The organism is Paraburkholderia sp. ZP32-5, assembly GCF_021390495.1.
In the GTDB taxonomy this organism is placed as follows: domain Bacteria; phylum Pseudomonadota; class Gammaproteobacteria; order Burkholderiales; family Burkholderiaceae; genus Paraburkholderia.
Genome location: NZ_JAJEJP010000002.1, coordinates 363,233 through 379,362, shown reverse-complemented (window position 1 = coordinate 379,362; position 16,130 = coordinate 363,233). Strand labels below are relative to the sequence as shown.

The 16,130-nt window shown below is 60.7% G+C and carries 15 protein-coding genes; 6 read left to right on the top strand and 9 right to left on the bottom strand.

The window, feature by feature from the left end; all coding sequences use genetic code 11:
* Positions 1 to 2: 2 nt before the first annotated feature.
* On the bottom strand, positions 3 to 1,889 hold the full coding sequence (locus L0U82_RS20585; RefSeq protein WP_233834005.1) for a TRAP transporter large permease: 1,887 nt from the start codon (positions 1,887 to 1,889) through the stop codon (positions 3 to 5).
* 62 nt (positions 1,890 to 1,951) lie between these two features.
* Positions 1,952 to 2,977: a TRAP transporter substrate-binding protein gene (locus L0U82_RS20580; protein ID WP_233834003.1), complete on the bottom strand. Its 1,026-nt coding sequence runs from the start codon at positions 2,975 to 2,977 to the stop codon at positions 1,952 to 1,954.
* A 194-nt stretch (positions 2,978 to 3,171) separates the two neighbouring features.
* Between L0U82_RS20580 and L0U82_RS20575 the strand changes: the two genes are divergently transcribed.
* Positions 3,172 to 4,221, top strand: coding sequence for a LacI family DNA-binding transcriptional regulator (locus L0U82_RS20575; RefSeq protein WP_233834001.1), 1,050 nt, complete (start codon positions 3,172 to 3,174; stop codon positions 4,219 to 4,221).
* Positions 4,222 to 4,565: 344 nt separating this feature from the next.
* On the opposite strand, the gene L0U82_RS20570 is transcribed toward L0U82_RS20575, so the two are convergent.
* A complete protein-coding gene (locus L0U82_RS20570; protein WP_233833999.1) occupies positions 4,566 to 4,880 on the bottom strand; it encodes a Txe/YoeB family addiction module toxin in 315 nt (104 codons plus the stop codon).
* Positions 4,831 to 5,130 carry a type II toxin-antitoxin system Phd/YefM family antitoxin gene (locus L0U82_RS20565; protein WP_233833998.1) on the bottom strand — a complete coding sequence of 100 codons (300 nt, stop codon included), beginning with the start codon at positions 5,128 to 5,130 and terminating at the stop codon, positions 4,831 to 4,833. The genes L0U82_RS20570 and L0U82_RS20565 overlap by 50 nt, the downstream gene beginning before the upstream one ends.
* Positions 5,131 to 5,605: 475 nt before the next feature.
* Between L0U82_RS20565 and L0U82_RS20560 the strand changes: the two genes are divergently transcribed.
* Complete coding sequence (locus L0U82_RS20560; RefSeq protein WP_233833996.1) at positions 5,606 to 6,079, top strand: Lrp/AsnC family transcriptional regulator; 474 nt, start codon at positions 5,606 to 5,608, stop codon at positions 6,077 to 6,079.
* A 90-nt stretch (positions 6,080 to 6,169) separates the two neighbouring features.
* Here the strand turns inward: L0U82_RS20560 and L0U82_RS20555 are convergent, their stop codons facing one another.
* Both L0U82_RS20555 and L0U82_RS20550 read right to left on the bottom strand, forming a co-directional pair.
* Positions 6,170 to 6,547 (bottom strand): DUF4148 domain-containing protein, encoded by a 378-nt coding sequence (locus L0U82_RS20555; protein WP_233837429.1) that lies wholly within the window; start codon positions 6,545 to 6,547, stop codon positions 6,170 to 6,172.
* A 329-nt stretch (positions 6,548 to 6,876) separates the two neighbouring features.
* On the bottom strand, positions 6,877 to 7,920 hold the full coding sequence (locus tag L0U82_RS20550; RefSeq protein WP_233833994.1) for an alpha/beta fold hydrolase: 1,044 nt from the start codon (positions 7,918 to 7,920) through the stop codon (positions 6,877 to 6,879).
* A gap of 271 nt (positions 7,921 to 8,191) precedes the next feature.
* Between L0U82_RS20550 and L0U82_RS20545 the strand changes: the two genes are divergently transcribed.
* The 3 genes from L0U82_RS20545 to L0U82_RS20535 all read left to right on the top strand — a co-directional run bounded on the left by L0U82_RS20545 (position 8,192) and on the right by L0U82_RS20535 (position 10,609).
* On the top strand, positions 8,192 to 9,139 hold the full coding sequence (locus tag L0U82_RS20545; RefSeq protein ID WP_233833992.1) for a LysR family transcriptional regulator: 948 nt from the start codon (positions 8,192 to 8,194) through the stop codon (positions 9,137 to 9,139).
* Between the two features lie 200 nt (positions 9,140 to 9,339).
* Entirely contained in the window at positions 9,340 to 10,068 is a 729-nt protein-coding gene (locus L0U82_RS20540; RefSeq protein WP_233833990.1) for a cytochrome c biogenesis CcdA family protein, read from the top strand.
* A gap of 1 nt (position 10,069) precedes the next feature.
* Positions 10,070 to 10,609, top strand: coding sequence for a thioredoxin family protein (locus tag L0U82_RS20535; RefSeq protein WP_233833988.1), 540 nt, complete (start codon positions 10,070 to 10,072; stop codon positions 10,607 to 10,609).
* 157 nt (positions 10,610 to 10,766) lie between these two features.
* Here L0U82_RS20535 and L0U82_RS20530 read toward each other — a convergent pair whose 3' ends face one another.
* Together L0U82_RS20530 and L0U82_RS20525 are read right to left on the bottom strand one after the other, a co-directional pair.
* Positions 10,767 to 11,633 (bottom strand): MipA/OmpV family protein, encoded by an 867-nt coding sequence (locus L0U82_RS20530; protein WP_233833986.1) that lies wholly within the window; start codon positions 11,631 to 11,633, stop codon positions 10,767 to 10,769.
* Positions 11,634 to 11,689: 56 nt separating this feature from the next.
* A complete protein-coding gene (locus tag L0U82_RS20525) occupies positions 11,690 to 11,971 on the bottom strand; it encodes a hypothetical protein (RefSeq protein ID WP_233833985.1) in 282 nt (93 codons plus the stop codon).
* A gap of 301 nt (positions 11,972 to 12,272) precedes the next feature.
* On the opposite strand from L0U82_RS20525, the gene L0U82_RS20520 reads away from it, so the two are divergent.
* Positions 12,273 to 13,739: a metal-dependent hydrolase family protein gene (locus tag L0U82_RS20520; RefSeq protein ID WP_233833983.1), complete on the top strand. Its 1,467-nt coding sequence runs from the start codon at positions 12,273 to 12,275 to the stop codon at positions 13,737 to 13,739.
* Positions 13,740 to 13,798: 59 nt separating this feature from the next.
* On the opposite strand, the gene L0U82_RS20515 is transcribed toward L0U82_RS20520, so the two are convergent.
* Positions 13,799 to 16,015: a beta-glucosidase gene (locus L0U82_RS20515; RefSeq protein ID WP_233833981.1), complete on the bottom strand. Its 2,217-nt coding sequence runs from the start codon at positions 16,013 to 16,015 to the stop codon at positions 13,799 to 13,801.
* Between the last annotated feature and the right edge of the window lie 115 nt (positions 16,016 to 16,130).

Here is a 16,130-nt window from a genome sequence, read left to right as displayed (position 1 = left end):
GTCTACAGAAATCCGATCGATATCCACGGTATCGCCGCGACCAGCAGCAAACCGAAGATCAATGCGCTCATATAAACGAGGATCGGCCGGATCCCCGCATCGGGATTGACCTTGCTGATCGCGCACGCCGAGTAGTAGCCGACACCGAACGGCGGCGAGAACAGCCCGACACCCATCGACAGAATCACGACGATCGCGTAATGCACTTCGTGAACGCCCGCGAGCCGCGCAATCGGAAACAGCAGCGGGCCGAACAGCACGATCGCGGGAATGCCTTCGAGCACGCTGCCGAGCATCACGAATACGACGATCGACACCGCAAGAAAACCATACGAGCCGCCCGGCATCGATCCCATCAGTTGCGCGAGATCCTGCGAAAAGCCGGATTGCGTGAGCGCCCAGGCCATTGCAGTTGCGCAGCCGATGATGAACAGAATCGCGCCCGATAACGTGGCCGCATCGACGAGCATGCGGCCAAGCCGCCGCCATTCGAAGCGCCGGTAGATCAGCAGACCGACCACCATCGAATACACAATGCCGATCGTCGACACTTCGGTCGCGGTGGCAATGCCTTCGACGACTGCCGCGCGGATCACGAACGGCAACGCCAGCGCGGGCAGCGACACGATAAACATCCGGCCGATCTGCCGGCGCGAAAAACGTTGCGCGCCACTCAGGTCTTCGTTGCGATAACGCCACCACACGACGACGCACAGAATCGCCGCGAGCACCGCGGCCGGCAACATGCCCGCGGTGAATAGCGCGGAAATCGACAGCCCCGTTACCGAGCCGATCGTGATCAGCACGATGCTCGGTGGAATCGTTTCGCTTTGCGCGCCGGTCGTCGCGAGCAATGCAACGAGATCGCCTTCGGACGCGCCACGCTTTTTCATCTCCGGGAACAGCACTGGCGCGATCGCCGCCATGTCCGCGACTTTCGAACCGGAAATGCCCGACACCAGATACATCGCGCCGATCAGCACGAACGACAAACCGCCGCGCACATGGCCGACGAGGCTCGCGAGAAATTCGATCATCGCGCGCGCCATGCCGGTCATTTCGATCAACAGGCCGAGAAAAACGAACAGCGGCACCGCGAGCAGCACCAGATGCGACATGCCCTCGTCCATGCGGCCGACCATCACTTCGAGCGGCGTATAGGTCGACAGGCCGAGATAGCCGAAGGTGGCAAGCGCGAACGAGAAGCCGATCGGCACGCCGGAGAAAATACCGAGCGCCACCACACCGACAAAGAAGATCACCAGATTGGCTTTGCCGAGCGTCTGAAACCACGGTCCCGCGAACACCGCCACCGCGCCGATCAGTACAGCGATGCCGCACACGATCAGCACGTCGCTCCAGCGGCTCACCTGCGCAAGGCGAATCAGTCCGACCAGCAGCATCAGCACCGCGCCGATCGGCAAGGCAAGCGCGCGCCACGCGTTGCTGATCTGCAATGCCGGCGTAACGATCGCCGCTTCGCCGGACGCGTAGTCATAGGCGGGCGCAACCAGCAGCGCGAGCAATGCAATCGACGCAACGATCGCGAGCGTATCGACGAACGCGCGCGAGCGCGGCGACAAACGGCTGACGAGCGCGGTCATGCGCATATGTTCGCCACGTCGCAACGCGAGCACCGCGCCGAGCATCGCGAGCCACAGGAACAGAATGCCGGCCAGTTCATCGGACCACACGAGCGGCGCATGCAGCAGATAGCGGGACACCACGCCCGCGAGCATCACGACGATTTCGACCGCGAGCAGCACCGCCGCGCACACTTCGACGAGCGCGATCAGCCCTCGATCGAAGGTACGCAGCCAGCGGCGCGGCAGGCTCGCGGCCTGCAACGATACAGCGGCTTCCGCCGGATTCAATGCGTGATTCGACATGCTGCTGTCTCCTTGCGGCCGCGCGCCGCGCGCGGTCCGATGCTCGCCTGACGGCGGCACGCTCACGCGAGCTTGCCGACCGATTGCTCGAGCAGATCCCACGCTTCGTTGCCGAAGCGGCCTTTCCATTCGCCGTAGAAACCTGCCTGACGCAAAGCCGTACGGAACGTATCCGGTGCCGGACGATTGATCGCGAGACCCTTGCTTTGCAGATCGGCGACGGCGGCATCGTTGAGCTTCTTTACGTCTTCGCGCTGCTTGAGTCCGGCCTGATTGAACGCGTCGCTCAGAATACCTTGCAGATCTTTCGGCAAACGCTGCCACGCGCGCTGGTTCAATACGAACCAGTAGCCGTCCCACATATGATTGGTCAGCGAGCAGTACTTCTGCACTTCATAGAGCTTCGCGACCTGCACGATCGGCAACGGGTTTTCCTGCGCGTCGACGATATGCGTCTGCAGCGACGAATACACCTCGCTGAATTGCAGGCTCGTCGGCGCGGCGCCGAGTCCCTTGAACATGTCGATGCTGAGCGGGCTCACCGGCACGCGAATCTTCAGCCCGTGCATGTTCTGCGCGTTGACGATCGGCGCGGTACTGGTCGTGGTCTGACGAAAGCCGTTGTCCCACATCTTCTCGAACGATTCGAGCCCGGCCTTCTGCATCGCCGCGCGCACGTAGGCGCCGAGCTTGCCGTCCATCGCGCGCCACACCTGGTCGTAATCGGCAAACGCAAAGCCGACCGCGTTGATCGCCACCGACGGCGCGAGCGTCGAAACCACCAGCGCCGACGGCGTGAACATTTCGATGCCGCCGCTGCGCACCTGCGCGAGCATGTCGGTATCGCCGCCCAACTGGTTGTTCGGGAATATCCGGATCTCCATGCGCCCCTTGGACGCCTCGCGGACCTGATTCGCCGCCTCCTGCGACCGCACGTTCAACGGATGCGTCAGCGGCAGGTTGTTGCCGTACTTGAATACGAACTCCGGGCCGGATGCCGCGCGCGCGATCGCTGGGAAGCCCAGCGCGCTGGCTACCGGCACGGCGGCCGCGGCACGCAGCAGGCTGCGTCTCGCGAGGTTTGTCATGAGCGTCTCCTTGCTTATAATTGATGTGACTGTCGAATCCATCAAAATCCATCACCACTTGCTGCAACGCTTTGATTTCCGGTCGTGAGCGTTGAGCCACAGCGCGATAGCTGCAAGACTAGGCGTGTGCGGTAAGGGCTGTCAAACCGCCAATTTGATGTTTTTTGATGGACTTCAATCTAGCAGGGACAACCATGTCCGACCCGGTTCGCCTCACCGCCCCCGCGCGCATTCCCGATATTGCGCGAATTGCCGGCGTTTCGACCGCCACCGTCGACCGCGTGCTCAACGGCCGCGAAGGCGTGCGGGCCGTCACCGCGCAACGGGTATTGCACGCGGCCGCGCAACTCGGCTATCTGCTGAGCGCCGATGCACCCGTCGTGTCGACCACAAAGCCGATGCGCGTCGCGTTTCTGTTGCCGGCGGGCACCAATCGCTATCTGCGCATGCTCGGCGATTACATCGAATTCGCACACGAGCAATGGAGCGCGCTCGATATGAAGTGCCGGGTTCACTACGTCGAGAGCTTCAATCCGAGCGAACTCGCCGACCGTCTGCTGCATTACGGACAGCGCGCGGATGGCGTCGTATTCATGGCGCTCGAACATCCGGTCGTGCGCGATGCGGTGAATACGCTCGCCGACCAGGGCGTGCCGGCCATTACGCTGATTTCGGATCTGTCGAACGCGCGGCGGCTTGCGTATGTCGGTATCGACAATCGCTCGGCCGGCCGCACGGCGGCGCTATTGCTGGGCCGCTTCATGGGGCCGCGGCCGAGCGGAAAGATCGCGATGCTAGCGGGCAGCCTCAACTATCGCGGGCACGAAGAACGCGAAATCGGCTTTCTGCATCTGATCGAATCGACCTTCCCGCAGGTGCGTGTGATCGGGTCGCGCGAAGGGCACGACGATAGCGAACGCAACTATATGCAGACGCGCAAGCTGCTGGAAGAACATCCCGACCTCGCCGGTATTTATAACAGCGGCGGCGGCTCGGACGGCGTGGCGCGCGCGATCGTCGAAGCGCGTGCCGAACAGAAGATCCTGTTCGTCGGCCATGGCCTCACGCCTGATACGCGCGCATTGCTGATCGACGGAACGATGGACGCCTTGATTACGCAAACGCCGCAGGCGATGGTGGGCAACTGTCTGCGGATCTTTCGCAATGTGCGGGAGAAACGCGAGGCGCTGAGCAACGTGAAGCCCGTGCAGTTCAGCATCGTGTTGCGGGAGAACCTGCCGTAATTGCAGCAGCGGTAGTAGCGAGTTCGTATGAGGTAACGCGTGGCGGGAGTACTGCATTCCGCGCGGGCGGCCAGCCGCTCGATTTTCGGCTCAGGCACGCAGCGTGCTGAATTCCGTACGTACCAAAACTCGATACGAAAGGAGGTCGCATCATGCCTTATCTACTCGGCTGGCTGCTTGGCGTTCCGTTGATCGTACTCGTTATCCTGTACCTCATTTTCCATTGATAGCTCGCGGTACAGGTAAGAGTGTGACGGTGGTCTTTGAACGAGATGGCGGCGGTATGCGGCTGATTCGTGGTCGGCATACCGCCGCGATGTGCGTTTCTGGATGAAGCGAAACGTTTAAGGTTTCGTGTAGTGATAGCGGCATTGCATCACATGGATGATGCCGTCCTGCACGATATACACAAGACGGTCCACCTTCGTAATGCGGCGCGACCAGAAGCCGGTCAGATCTCCCCGTAGAGGCTCCGGCTTACCTGTTCCCCTGAATGGATCGCGGAAGATTTCCTCGAGCAGATCGTTGATCTCTCCGACTATCCGCATGTCGTGCTGCTGCCAATGAAGATAGTCATCCCACGCATCGGACGACCAGGCGACCTTTACTTCACTTTTTGCTTCGGCCTTGTTTCTGGCCTTCCTGCGTTGTTGATTCATTCTTCAGTAAGCCTCGCTCCGAAGTCTTACCAGCCTTGAATTCGGCGACGGACCGACGCAACCGCTCCGCGTTTGCAGGCGAACCAAGCAGATGCAGTGTTTCCTGCATGCTGTTGTAATCGTCCAGAGAGATCAATACGACATGTTCACCGCGCTGCCGGGTAATGACAGTCGGTTCATGGTCCCTGCAGACCGCGTCCAGCGCCTGCTTAAAGCTGGCTCGCGCCTCACTAAAAGTCAGGATATTCATGGAAACCATACCTTAGCGGACCCTGTTCGATCCGCGACGAATGGTGATGACACCAGGATTGAAGATAAAGATAAGACGGCTGGCGATTCAACGCCGACCAAAACGAGTGGCCCGCGTGAATCACCATCTACGTCATTGTACTAAAGATTGTACAAGTCGTCAATTCGGCGCGGCGCCTGCATCGACATGCGTCCACGCCCGGCGAGCGCGTCTTCCGGCGCTGGTAACGCCGGAATTCGCTCGCGTGCGGCCCTCTGATGCGAGGGCGGCGAGACTCCGAAGCGCAGCTTGTGGCCGCTATGGGCCGCCGGGCTGGAGCCCTCGGCCCGGACGGTTGTCCCGGGCATGAATGCATGGAGAAAATATACCGGGAGCCCCGCTGGATAGGCTTCTTAAAGGCAGTGGGTTCAGATGCGATTTCGGAACGATCTACGCCTATAATCGGATTTTCCGGAACACTCTTCCATCCCATGCCATGACCGCCCGAAATCGCCCGCTCGACAACCTCGATCGCAAGATCATGCGTCAGTTGCAAAAGAACGCCCGACTCAGCAACGCGGAGCTGGCCGAGCTGGTCGGCATGTCGACCACTGCATGCTGGAATCGCACGCGTCAGCTCGAAACCGAAGGCTATATCCGCGGCTATGTTGCGTTGCTCGATCAGCAGAAGCTCGGCTTCGCGGACATCGTGCTGCTCGAAGTCACGTTAGACCGCCACGACGACGATGCGCTCGCACGCTTCGGCGCCGAACTCGCGACGCTCAGCGAAGTACTCGAAGCGTATCTGGTGTCGGGCGATTACGACTATCTGGTCAAGGTCGCGGTGGACGGCACAGCCGGCTATGAGCGCTTTCTGCGCGAGAAGCTGTACAAGATCGCGGGCATTCGCCATAGCCGCTCGATGTTCGCGCTGCGCTGCATGAAGAGCATTCCGTCGATTGCGATCTGAACACGTGGGGCGCAACGGACTATTCGGCATGCGTGCAGGCCGCCCGCGTCGATAGAAGACGCGAACGAACGGCCTGTCACACCGCATCGATTACAAATGCGCGTAAATCGAACCGAGCCCGATGATGTTCGAGCCGTCGTTTGTGCCCGTATTCGTACCCGCATTCGTATCATTCACCGCCGCATGATTCGTCGGTGCGCGCGAGCCCGAAGCCGAGCCGCCTTTCGCAACGCCACCATAAGCGCTGAGCGTTGCATCATGGCCCGCATCGACGCGCGCCTGCGCGGCCTGGATGTTTTGCGGGTATTGCGTGTTGTCGCTCGCCGGGCTGTAGCCGGCCTTCTCCAACTGCACCAGTTCCGCGCGCACATCGGCGCGCGTCAGCGCAGGTTGCGATTGAGATTGCGCGAACGAAGCGACGGGAATAGCAACGAGGGCAGCGACGATCAGCGATTGAACGAGTTTCATCATGTTTCTCCGGTTTCAGCATTGAAGGATCAAGGACTGAGCGAAACATGAAGCCGTCGATATCGATACGCGTTCATGTCCCGCCTGATTCACGCAACGTTGCGAATCAACCTTGCGTGACGACATTTGAACGCGCCAACGTATCCGCAATGTTTTCGTTACCCCCCGTTTATGCAAGCGTGTTTGTCTGTGTACCGGATGGATACATTGCGATACAAAGAGCGCTTTCGCGTGTGCCTTGCACGCGGTCCATGAAAAAACCCCAGCAGCCGAAATTCGGTTGCTGGGGCTACGGTGAGCGAAACGACCCGGGCGCAAGCGCCCGCCGATCAAAGACGCGTGACGTCCAGAATAGCTTGCGCAAACGCCTTCGGCGCTTCCTGCGGCAGGTTGTGACCAATGCCGCCGCTGATGTCGCGATGCTGATACTTGCCGGTAAACTTCTTCGCGTATGCTGCCGGGGCAGGATGCGCGGCACCGTTCGCATCGCCTTCCATCGTGATGGTCGGCACCGCGATCGTCGGCGCGGCGGCCAGCCGCTTTTCGAGTTCGTCGTATTGCGACTCGCCCTGAGCGAGCCCCAAGCGCCAACGATAGTTGTGAATCACCACCGCGACATGGTCCGGATTATTGAACGATTCGGCGCTGCGCTCGAACGTGGCGTCGTCGAAATTCCACTTCGGCGAGGCGGTATGCCAGATCAGCTTGTTGAAGTCGTGACGGTTCGCTTCATAACCGGCACGGCCGCGCTCCGTGGCGAAATAGAACTGATACCACCAGGTCAGTTCGGCCTGCGGCGGCAACGGCGCGCGGTTCGCCTCAGGGCTGCCGATCAGATAACCGCTCACCGACACCATGGCCTTGCAACGCTGCGGCCACAGCGCCGCGATGATGTTCACCGTGCGCGCGCCCCAATCGAAACCGCCGAGCACCGCCTTGTCGATCTTCAGTGCGTCCATCAGATTGATGATGTCGACCGCGACCACCGACTGTTGACCGTTGCGCGGCGTATCCGCCGACAGAAAACGCGTGCCTCCATAGCCGCGCAGATAAGGCACGATCACGCGATAGCCGGCTGCCGTCAGCAGCGGCGTCACGTCGGCGAAGCTATAGATGTCGTACGGCCAGCCATGCAGCAGAATGACCACTGGACCGTTTTGCGGCCCCGCCTCCGCATAGCTGATGTCGAGTGTGCCGGCCTTGATCGAGCGAATATTCTCGAACGACGCGACACGCGAGCCCGCTTGCGCATTACCGCTCGTGCCGGCCGACTGTGCGTGCGCGAGTCCGCCCAATCCCAATTCGAGCAGGCTGAGACCCGCGACGGTCGTGCCGAGAAAGCGACGGCGCCGGCTATTGATCTGATCCGACATGGTTGTTCTCCTTAATCAGGTGATGCGAAGCCTCGCGCAGACGCACGCAAACCGCTGTGCGAACAGAACGGACATACAAGGCGATGGAATCGAACGAATGAAGCGAATATGAAAATCCGCATGCTTCGACGGCGGCACGGCTGTTCGCTGCTTGACCGCTGTCGCAACGCTTGAGTTGAATAGTGACAGTGCAAGCCCTTGACAGCAAGAGCAACTAAGTTCACATATCGTTGCTTTAAGAGCAACGCACTAACCGTAGTCGGCCAATAATATGCGAGAGATCAATCAGCAACGTCTTCGGTATTTCAACGAGGTGCTCACGCACGGCACCATTCGCGGTGCCGCCGAAAGCATCAATACGTCGCCATCGGTAATTACGCGGCAGATCAAGCTGCTCGAAGACGAACTCGGCGCGGTACTGTTCGAGCGGCAGCCGCGCGGCGTCAAACCCACCGAAGCCGCAACGCATCTGCTCGAATTCTGGCGCGGCTATCGCTCACAGCAGGAAAAGCTCGAAGATCAGCTGCATGCGCTAAAAGGCCTTCAGCGAGGGCAAATCCGGCTCGCCGTCAGCGAAGGCTTCGTCGATGTACTGGTCGACGAAGTACTCGCGCCATTCTGCGCCCAATATCCCGAACTCGAAATCGGCCTCGATATGCTCGCGGTGGATGCGATTCAGGAAGACGTCGCCGAAAGCCGCACTCATATCGGGCTCGCCTACAATCCACCGCCTCATCCGCGTATCGAACATCGCGCGAGTTCGCTGCAGCCGGTCGTCCTGCTGTTGAGAAGCGATCATCCGCTTGCGAAAAGAAAGAAGCCCGCGACGCTCGACGATCTGCGTGCCTATCCGCTGGCACTGATGCCGCCCACGTTTGGGATCGGCCACGTGATCAAGATGACCGAGTTGGCCGAGAACATGTCGATTCGCGCGACGCTGACGACCAACTCGCTCAGTGCCTTGAAGCGCTTCGTGACCGCTGACAACTACATGACGCTGATCGGCGAATTTGCCGCCTACCGGGAAATTGCGAGCGGCGAATTGACGACGGTGCCGATCGATCATCCGCTGTTCTCAGGCGCGCATGCGCGCGTGCTGGTGAAAACCGGTCGGCCGCTCGCACCGGGACCGCTCGAATTGCTGCGCTGGATTCAGGAGCGTATGCCGATGTTCTCGGCTTCCAAATCAAATGCGACGCGAAAGCGCAAAACACGCTAACGCACATACGCACGCGCACGCACATGTACATAAAAAGGCCCCACCGGTAGTCGCGCAAACAAGCGCATCCATCGAATTGTGTCGTAGTGTATCCACGCTATACGCAGACACAAAAGCTTGCATATTGCCATCTGCGCAGACATAAACCAGATACGCGCGGGCGTTCCAATACGGCCATACCAGCCAACGGAGCGCCCACCATGCACAGCACTCTAGAAACGCCGCTCGCTCTGCTCGCCGGTTTGCTGACGATCGCGTCGCCCTGCGTGCTGCCGGTCATGCCGATCCTGCTCGGCACCTCCGTCGAACAACCAAGCCGCACACGGCCGCTCTTTATCGTCGCCGGCTTCATTCTGAGCTTCGCGTCTTTTGCGTTGCTGCTCGGCGCGGTGTCCAGCACCGTGCATATCGCGCAGCAGGCACTGCGTAATACCGGCATCGCATTGCTCGCGCTATCCGGCCTGCTGCGCCTATGGCCGCGCCCTTACGACTGGCTCGTCGCGCAACTGCAAGCGCCGCTCGAACGCATCGGCGCGGCTATTGCACCGGGCACTCCGGCAGGTACCCAGCCTGGCACCGGCAACGCCGGCGGCTTCGTGCTCGGCATGTCGCTCGGCGCGGTGTGGACACCGTGCGCGGGACCGGTGCTGGCATCGATTCTGGTGCTGGTGGTGAAAGCACAGGATTTCGGCTGGTCGGCGCTGCTGCTCACGTTATATGCGCTCGGCGCGGCCATTCCGATGCTCGCGATCATCTACGGCGGACATTACGTGACCCGCCATGTACGCGTGGTGTCACGTCACGCGCAACGCCTGCAACAGATCTTCGGCGTACTGGTGATGCTGACCGCACTCGCCATCTATCTGCAATACGACGTGCTGCTGTACGCGCGGCTCGCCGCCTTTTTCCCGTCACTCAAAGGACTCTGACATGATCGCCCGATTCAAAACCTTCGCGCTTTCCACCGCGTTCGCCGCCTGCGCGGTCATCGGAGCAAATACTGCCGCCGTCGCCGCGCCGCCGCAAAGCGGTCCGGTCGCGCCGGAACTTACCGGCATCGCGCAGTGGCTCAATAGCGAGCCGCTGAATCTGCAGCAATTGCGCGGCAAGGTGGTGCTGATCGACTTCTGGACCTATAGCTGCATCAATTGCCTGAACACGCTGCCGTATGTGAAGAGCTGGAATCAGAAGTACAAGGATCAGGGGCTCACGGTGATCGGCGTCCACACGCCCGAGTATCCGTTCGAGCGTGACACCGGCAACGTGAAGACTGCGCTGAAGCGGCTCGGCATTACTTATCCGGTTGCGCAGGACAATCAGTACGCGACGTGGAGTGCCTATAACAACCAGTACTGGCCCGCGTTCTATCTGATCGACAAGAAAGGACAGATCGTCTACTCGCACTTCGGTGAAGGCGCCTATGCGCAGACCGAAGCGAAGATTCAGGAACTGCTCGCACAGAAGAGTTGATGTTGCATGGGCATGAGCCATGCGTCCAATAGAGCGAGCTTCACTGCTCACTCAATGAAAAAGCCCACATGTACCTGAGCTATCGGTTCATGTGGGCTTTAATCTTTGCGGGCGCGCACGCGTCACGCTTTCGCGCGAACGCCTTCACTACTTCTGCTTAGAAGAGGTAATTGCAGAACAGGCCATAGGTGATCTGACTGGTCTTCTCGGTGATCGGGCTGTCGGTTGCATCGCCGCGCAGCCACGCGAACGACACGCTCGCGCCGATGTTCCAACGCGGTGCAATCCGGTAAGCGCCGTTCAACGAGAAGCGCAACTGGTTCAAACCGGAGCCGGCCGAATACGTTGGCAATCCGGAACGCGCGCTTTGCTCGGAGTTCACGCCGAAATAGGTTTCGTTGTATTTGCTGCTCGCCCATGTGAGCCCTGGTCCGGCAGTCAACGTCAGTTGCGGAATCGGTTGATAGCGGCCGAGCAGATCGAATGTCGCGACGGTGCCGCGATCGTTGCCGGCGATATCGGTCAAAACGCTCGCGCGCGCCGTAATGAACTGATAGGTATAAACACCGAACAGTTCGGCGTGCGCGGTCCGCTTCACGTCGCCGAGCCCGCGCAACCGCGAATCGTCCGACTCGCTGCGCGGCTGAATGAAATCGTAAGTAATGGCTGCGCCGACACGCCAGTTACTGTCGCGATACAGATAGGCGCCGAGTGCCAGCGCCGACGCCGCGTCCGGATTCGCGCCGATAAAGAAGCGGTCGTAGTTGGCACTCACCACGGGCAGCACTTCCCATTTGGTGCCGCTCGAACCGGGAAACTTCGGCATGTTCACCACACCGGCGCCGACCGAAAAGTGCCACGGGCTCGCATTCGGAGCGGGCGCCTCGGTGATTTCCGGCGCGCCGATGGAAAACAGGCTTTCGGACAGGCCAAGCGTATCCTCCGCCATTGCGGCAACGGCAAACATCGACAACGCGGCGCCGGCCAGCACCTTGATCACACGCGGCATTGATACGTCATTCATCTTGGTTTCTCCGTGAAAAATAAGCAGGACAGATGTCATAGCGCCGGTCCCGACGCTTATTGCGCAATGCCGATACGGGGTAAGAACTGAATGCCGAATGGATGGTTGTTCTTATTGGAAATACGGAGTGCCACAAAGATGCGTTCACCAATAAGTTCACGATAATGTGACAAATATGACGCTGCGACAGGACTACGCGGCCGACCAGTGCCGAAAAGATTAACGATCGCGATACACATAGCACTGTTGCGCACTGCAACAGCCTCGCTGTGACGTTCGTCCGAACCATCCTGCCGCCTTGATACGGTTGCCTGTGCCGCCTTTTCCGGGAGGTTCACGGGCTTCGTGAGTGGCATGAGCATAGCCCGTTTATTTCAGCAGTCGCAAGCAGATTTTTTTTAATTGATTGCTGTAATAGGGCAATTACGCAACAAGGTCGTGCTGATATAGCGGGTCACTCTCATATCACGGCTTTAATGGAAAAGAGTTTCGCGTTGCGAGTTCACAATTGTTCACTTGCAATGTAATTTGCCATGCCTGGGCGCAGGCGATACTCTTGCTCTCGATTGACACACTTCGCCGCAGGTTGTCGTCCGGCGGCGGCTTTCGATGCACGGTGATCTACGTTACGGGTGAGCTATGCCTTCAGGAAAGTACCTCGGCAACAAAAAAGTCAGTCCTGCGATTTCATGTCTTTGCGACAAGGCGCAAGCGCAGTACGCGAACCGCCGCATCAGTGCCGATCTGTCGCGCCGCGGCTTTGTCGCCGGTCTGGCGGCGTCGATGCTGAGCGTCGTGCTGCCCGGACTCAGCCATGCTCAAAGTACGTTGCCGCCGACCGCGCCCGCCAAACCGGTGCTATTCATCAACTTCCGCCTGTTCGACGGCAAATCGTCGACGTTGCGCGATGGCCTCTATATGGTCGTGGAGGGCAATAGCATCAGTCAGCTCGGCCAGGGTCAACCCGCCGCGACCGATGGCAAGACGCTCGTCGATTGCGGCGGCAAGGTGATGATGCCGGGCATGATCGACATGCACTGGCATGCGCTGCTCGCGGCATTGCCGATTCAGGTGATCCTGCAATCCGATATCGCGCTCGTGCATCTGGCGGCCAGCGCCGAAGCCGAACGCACGCTATTGCGCGGCTTCACGACGATCCGCGATGTGGGTGGCCCTGCCTTTGCGTTGAAGCAGGCGATCGACGCCGGCATGATTTCCGGACCGCGCATTTATCCGTCAGGCGCGATGATCACGACCACCGGCGGTCACGGCGATTTCCGTTCGCTGGCCGAATTGCCGCGCACGAGCAGCCAGGTCAGCCAATCGGAGCGCGACGGCGGCAGCGCGATCGCCGATACCGAAGACGAAGTCCGTCTGCGGGTGCGCGAGCAGTTCATTCAGGGCGCGACGCAGATCAAGATGGTTGGCTGCGGCGGTGTCTCCACGCCGCGTAGTCCGCTCGACATGCTCACTTTCACCGAAAAGCAGTTACGCGCCGCGGTCGAAACGGCGGCGGATTGGGGCACCTATATCACCGTGCATGCGTACACGCCGGAGTCGGTTCAACGCTCGGTCGCGGCGGGCGCGCAATGCGTCGAACACGGTCATCTGATGGATGAAAAGACCGCGGCGTTGATGGCGAAAAACGGCACATGGTTGAGCATGCAGCCGTTCCTGAGCGAAGACGACGTCGCGCCGCTTGCTCCCGCGAGCCGCGAGAAATTTATGGAGGTCACGGCCGGCACCGACAACGCGTACAAGCTCGCGCGCAAGCACGGCATCAAGGTCGCGTTCGGCACCGACCTGATCTTTTCGCAAGCGGTCGCCACGCGTCAGGGCACGATGCTCGCGCACATGAAGCGCTGGTACACCGCGCCGGAAGCACTGGGCATGGCGACGGGAACCAACGGACAACTGCTCGCCATGTCCGGTCATCGCAATCCGTATCCGCGCAAACTCGGTGTACTCGAAGAAGGTGCGTACGCCGATCTGCTGCTCGTCGACGGCAATCCGCTCGAGAATCTCGATCTGATCGCCAACCCCGAGCAGAACCTGCGTATCGTGATGAAAGACGGCAAGTTCTACAAGAACACGCTCAAAGCGTAAGCGGCATTGCGCCGGGCGCGCAACCTGCCGCGCCCGGCTTCGCCTCATCGCAACGCTGTTCAGCTATGCCCTTGCAGACGGATATCGCGCGACGACGCACCGACGTACACCGTACTGCCCGGCACGTACAGCCAGCGGTTGTTCGTCGTATCCCACACGCTCTGCATGCGCGGCGTCACGACCAGATGCACGCGGCGCGATTCGCCGGGATTGAGACCGACCTTATCCCAACCCACCAGACGACGCGGCGGCTCACCCTGATACGGCACACCGAGGTACACCTGCGGCACTTCCGCGCCTGCCATGCGGCCGTCGTTGCGCACGTTGAACGATACGTCGATCAGGCCGCCCGGCAGATGCACGACCGACAGACCCGAATACGCGAAGTGCGTATACGACAGTCCGTAGCCGAACTCGAACATCGGCGTGATGTTCTTCGCGTCGTACCAGCGATAGCCCATGTTCAGCTGTTCCGAGTACACGGGGTTGGTCTGGAACGCGCCATTCGTACCCCACGTCGGCGTATCCTGGTCATGCATCGGGAACGTGACGGGCAGCTTGCCGGATGGATTGACCTTGCCGAACAGCACGTTCGCGATCGCCTTGCCGCCCGCTTCACCCGGATACCACGCTTCGACGATAGCCGACACGCTGTCCTTCCACGGCATCAGCACCGGGTTGCCGCTTTCGACGACGACGACCGTGTGCGGATTGGCCGCCGCGACCGCTTCGACGAGCGCGTCCTGGTTGGTCGGGTTAGCGAGACTCAAGCTCGTCAGATCGCCGATATCCTCGCCGGCCGGCTGCGCGACAACGACGATCGCCACATCGGAGTTCGCCGCGAGCGTCGCTGCCTGCGTGATCTCCTGCTGCGTGTACGCACGGAACGGCGACTGCTGATCGCTATTGCCGGCGAAGCTCACCTGGGCATTCGGCGCCAGTGCCTGAATCGCCGACACGACCGGCACGTTCAGTTTGATCCACGGATTGGTCCACCAGCTGCAGCCATTGGTCGTGCCGAACTGCAGGCCGCCGCACCCGGAGAACGCACCGGTCACCGGATCGCGCGTATTGCCCGAACCGCCGCCCGTCAGCATGCCCGCGTCCGCGTGTCCGCCGATCACCGCGATCCGCGATAGCGAACCGGCGGCGAGCGGCAACTGGTTGTTCGCGTTCTTCAGCAGCACCATCGATTGCTCGGCGACCGACTGCGTGAACGCATTCGCGGCCGCGTAGTTGATCGTCGCACCACCCTTCGGCGGATCGTCCATCACGCCGGTGCGAATCATCACGTACAGCTTGCGCTCGACCATGTCGTTCAGACGCGCGGTCGACACCGAACCGTTCGCGATCGCCTGCTTGACCGCATCCGGCGTCAGATAAACGGTCGTGCCGACGTCCTCTTCCTCGTCGAGACCGGCGTTGATCGCGGGTGCCGTGCTATGCGCCGCGCCCCAATCCGATTGCACCTGCCCCTGGAAATTCCAGTCGTTCTTCAGCACGTCGTTGAGGATATGCGAGTTCTCGCACGCATACGTGCCGTTCACGCGGTTGTAGCTGCACATCACGCTGCCCGGCTGTGCGCGCCGCGCGGCGATTTCGAACGGCAGCAGATAGAGTTCGCGCATCGTGCGTTCGTCGATCTGGCTGTTGCCTCCGCTGCGGCCATGCTCCTGCTCGTTGCCCATGTAGTGCTTGATCGTCGCGATCACCTTCTGGCTTTGCGTGCCATCAGTGCGTTCCGCGAGCATTTCGCCGGCGAGCACCGGGTCTTCGCCGAGGTACTCGAAGAGCCGCCCGCCGCGCGGTTCACGCGCCAGGTTCGTACCGCCGCCGAGCCCCATGCCGAAGCCCTGTTCACGCAGCTGTATCGCGATCTGCTTGCCGAAGTTCGAAGCGAGGTCGCGGTCCCAGCTTGCAGCGACGGCAATCGTCGCGGGGAACGTCGTGCTCGCCTGCGTGGTGCTGCCCGAACCCGTTGCGGAGTCGACCATGTTCAGATCGGGAATGCCCAGTCGCGGCACACCCTGGATATAGCCCGCGCCGCCGCCTGGCACCGCGGACATCGCGTACTCCGAGTGAATGAATTGCAGCTTCTCGTCGAGCGTCATCTTGTTGACGAGCGTTTCGGCGCGCCGATGCGCGGCCGCCGATGCGAATGCGTTGAGCACCGTCGATAGCGGAGCAAAGTCGAGCGGCGAGGTGGGGATTTCCGCGTGCGCAGCAACACTCACGGCCGCCGCGATCGCGACGGCCGGCCATAGTTTCTTCTGCATAGGTGTCTCTCCGAAATGGGGCTTTTTCTGGGGGCCAGCGGAGCGCGTCGAGGGGTGGACGGCGGACGCGAAAGCAGGCAATGCAGCGGTGACTGCAAACGTTTGCCTGCCGGAC